At 41.7% G+C, this 2,731-nt stretch carries 3 protein-coding genes; all 3 read right to left on the minus strand.

From position 1 onward, the window contains the following. The coding region (locus ACEW8U_RS22875) for a glycine--tRNA ligase (RefSeq protein WP_373524375.1) at positions 1–897 on the minus strand (897 nt) is incomplete at its 3' end. Between the two features lie 335 nt (positions 898–1,232). Beyond that, positions 1,233–1,649, minus strand: a complete 417-nt coding sequence (locus tag ACEW8U_RS22880) for an outer membrane insertion C- signal (protein ID WP_373524376.1) — start codon at positions 1,647–1,649, stop codon at positions 1,233–1,235. A 542-nt stretch (positions 1,650–2,191) separates the two neighbouring features. Further along, the coding region (locus ACEW8U_RS22885; RefSeq protein ID WP_373524377.1) for a Gfo/Idh/MocA family oxidoreductase at positions 2,192–2,731 on the minus strand (540 nt) is incomplete at its 5' end.

Consider the following 2,731-nt stretch of genomic DNA (forward strand, 5'->3'; position numbering starts at 1 on the left):
TTCTATATCCATGGCGGCATTGGCATAATGCGCCAATTTCTCATGGTCGTGTCTCCTCAGCTTTTCTTCGGGAATTCCCAAAGCCCTGTGCCATTTCATCCTGGTTTCTGCCCATTCTTTATACCATTCCAATTCACTGCCCGGTCGGACAAAAAACTGCATCTCCATCTGTTCAAATTCCCGCATCCTGAAAATAAACTGACGGGCAACGATTTCATTTCGAAAAGCCTTTCCTATTTGGGCAATGCCAAAAGGAACTTTCATCCGGGCGGTTTTCTGGACATTCAGGAAGTTGACAAAAATCCCCTGTGCTGTTTCAGGTCTGAGGTAAATGGTAGATGAATCTTCCGCCACTGAACCAACTTGTGTAGAAAACATGAGGTTAAACTGACGGACTTCTGTCCAATTGGATGTGCCGCTGATCGGGCATTTGATGTTTTCATTGATAATTAGTTCTCGGACACCGGCAAGGTCTTCTGCTTCCAGCAATCTTGCCATGGCATTCAATAGGTTTTGAGCAGTTTCTTTGTCACCTGAGTTTTCATAGAAAGCTGCTTTTTCCTCAATCAGCACATCTGCACGGTATCTCTTCTTACTGTCCTTATTGTCAATCATCGGGTCATTGAAACTGTCTACATGACCGGAAGCTTTCCAAGTAGTCGGATGCATGAATATTGAGGCATCAATACCCACAATATTGTCATTGAGACGTGTCATGGTCTCCCACCAAAGTCTCTTGAGATTGTTTTTCAGTTCCACCCCATAAGCTCCATAATCGTAGACAGCTTGAAGGCCATCATAAATTTCTGAGGAAGGGTAAACAAAGCCATACTCTTTGGCATGGGCGATTATATCTTTTAATTGAGCATTTTCTGCTGTAACGTCATTTTTTGCCATGGGCGCAAAATTAAAGAAATAGATCGAATCGCAAGAATATGAAGGGATAATTGATTAGGAAATATGAAAATCCGCTCTCCTGCCAATAATGAAATCATAGATTGAATACAGGGGATGCAGCTATTGATTGATATTAACTGGATATTTTTAGATATCTGGGGCAGGCAGGTTTGAAACTATAGATAGTGATTGATATAGGATTTTAATGCTGAATCTTAAGCTTTCATTTCATGGTATTGGCAGAATTTTGGATAGTACGAAAAGTAAAATTTCACCCGACAAAAATCCAAAAGCCCCCAGCCAGATTTCAATTTGGATGGGGGCTTTTTGATTTTTTACCTGAAGGTATACTTGAGCCCTATCCCGGCCCTAAAATAATTGGACCGTTCATTTCTGAATATGGGACTTGCTTCCAGCAGAAAACCAAAATTCTTACTGTTAAAAGGTTTCAATAAAAGTCCCAAAGGGACACCTAGATAGAAACTTTCACTGTTTCCCCTTGTTCCCAAGTGAAAGCCACTGTAAAAGTTCACTTCTTCTTTTTGAATAAAATTGTATCCAAAAGTACCTTCTATTCCGACTTCATTGCCTGTAGAAACCCGTGCTTCTCCAAACATCTTATTGTCAGGGTCTGTCCCTATAGCTGCGAAAGTCTCTGAACTTAAGCGATAAACTCCTGCGGATACTTGTGCATTGGCCAGTGAAACAGCTGCGAAAAAAAGCAACATCAAAATTGCGAATGATTTGTTCATAAGAAATTATAGTTGGTTAGATTCAGCTTAAAACAAAGACCAGACCAAAATTTATATGGGGAATTAGAACAAAAATCGTTCGTTCCTACGGAACTTCTGCTCAGATTATCCCATTAAGTCGCCGGGTTGATCCCGATAGCTATCGGGACTGGGCTATTAAATCGGTCGCTCCTATGGAGCTTTAGGATCCAAATTTAATCTTTAATCCCGGCAATAAATTACCGGGCTATAATTTCGGTCATGCCTAAGGCATTTTTAACCCTAAATCCATACTGTTACTTTTCATCTGTTGATCCCGTCCTTCATCCTTCCAATTCAATCCACCCCATCGCCAATGTGAGTGTCTCCACTCACATCCGTCAGGGACTGCACTTTAACCTTGATTTGTTTTCATGGAAAAAATGGCGTTACAAACGCCTGACTCAGCGTCACGAAGCCACAGGCTTCGGACAACGGGAATCCCCAAATCTTAAATCTAAAACCCGCCTGCCGGCAGGCAGGTCTAAAATCTACCTTCATCCTTCATCCCTTATCCTACATTCTTATAATTCAATCCTTCTCCTCTCCTCATTGCTCTTAAATGCAGCTTCAATAATCTGAAGGACCAGAATGGCTTCTTCCATTTTTACTTTTAGGGATGCTTTGCCATTAATGGTATCGGCAATATTTTGATAAAACAGCCTGTAATCACCCCTTTCGGTTTGATATGAACCGGATGAATTCTCAAGGTACATTTGCCCCCAAGCTTCCGAAGCTTCCAGTCCCCAATTGACGCCCTCGGGTTTTTCTCCGGCTTTGAAAGCCTTTTCCTGTACATCCAGTCCGAATTTGATGTAGCTGCCTTTTTCCCCAAGAACCAAAAATTTTGGAAGTGGGGCATTTACAAGCACACTTGCAGTCAACCTGACTTTGATGCCTTCATACATCAGCGTGATATCAAAAAAATCATCAGCAACTGCACCGCTTCTTTGATTGAGGATTTCGGCATAGACCCATTTGGGTTTTCCAAAAAGCATCACTGCTTGATCTATAAGGTGAGTGCCCAAATCATAGGTAATGCCATTTCCGGGTACTTCTTTCTC

Origin of the sequence: Aquiflexum sp. (assembly GCF_041751335.1) — a bacterium.
Taxonomy (GTDB): domain Bacteria; phylum Bacteroidota; class Bacteroidia; order Cytophagales; family Cyclobacteriaceae; genus Aquiflexum.